The sequence below is a fragment of the Oleiphilus sp. HI0132 genome (assembly GCF_001635845.1).
In genome coordinates, this window is the sequence record NZ_LWGJ01000822.1 from 1 (window position 1) to 1,073 (window position 1,073).

Below are 1,073 nucleotides of genomic sequence, written 5' to 3' on the forward strand. Positions count from 1 at the left end.
TGATAATGACATCGGTGGTCACAGGTTTGCATAGGTAATTCACTGAACCCAGCTTCATCGCTTCAACCGTTGTGCTAATGCTGGAATAACCTGTCAGAATCAGTGCCTTGGTTTGAGGTGAGTGTTCTTTTAGAATCGCCAGAAACTGCAAACCACTTTCCTGATCGATCTTTAGGTCAACCACAGCAAAATTTATGCTCGTATCCGTTAATATGCCTTTGGCTTCTTCAATACTGTTTGCGGCGAAGCTATTGTAGCCTCGTCGTTTAAATGACCGGGCAAGTGTCGTAGAAAAGGTTTGGTCGTCATCTAGGATAAGGATACTCTTAGTCATTTTATTTTCTGCTCTTCGGCTGGGTGTGAGCTTACAAGTGACAGGGAAATATGAATGCGAGTGCCCGACTTATCTGCTCTTTCAACGCTTATTTTTCCATGATGTCTATTAATCGTGGCATGAGATAAAAATAAACCAATGCCCATACCATGCTCTTTGTCAGACTCTAATGGTTGCTCAGCGGCACTAAGAATACGGGAAACTTTGTTTTCATCACTGTTGCCATAATCACTGATGGTGAGTCTGAGCTTGTCCGGTTCAACATCTGCCTCGAAGCAGACTCTTTCGGGCGAAGCATCGGCAGCATTATTCAGGATATTCAGAATGGCCATCCTTAAAGATGGATCTGAGGAAATATTTGGCGATGGTGACTCGTCGAATTGTGTGCTGTTCCAGTTTTTCTCAAGCCTGACGCTAGGCCGTAAGAGTCTAAATTCATTCACTAGCTGGGTGAGAAAGTAGTGGACAGATTCATCTTGCTGACTGAGGCGAGCCTGGTGCCGAAGGTCATCTAACACGTTTTTACATATCGCTATTTGAGACGCCAGGAGTGTAAGGTCTTCGTCGAAATCCTGGGTCAGGCTATCTGCTTGAAGGTCGTCAACGAGCACGGCCATCGTCGATAGTGGTGTACTGATATGATGAGCAGCAGACGCGGCTTGTGTTGCAATACCCAATAATTGATCGTCGAGCAGTAACTGTTCTCTTTGTTCGTTGATCTTATGTTGTCGAGACTTTA

General features: G+C 44.8%; 2 protein-coding genes. Both read right to left on the bottom strand.

Annotation, left to right across the window (positions count from 1 at the left end; all coding sequences use genetic code 11):
* The coding region (locus A3766_RS09445) for a response regulator (RefSeq protein WP_156508827.1) at window positions 1-334 on the bottom strand (334 nt) is incomplete at its 3' end.
* Window positions 331-1,073 (bottom strand): HAMP domain-containing sensor histidine kinase (locus tag A3766_RS09450; protein WP_197479479.1); only part of this gene is annotated, 743 nt, incomplete at its 5' end. The genes A3766_RS09445 and A3766_RS09450, both read right to left, overlap by 4 nt.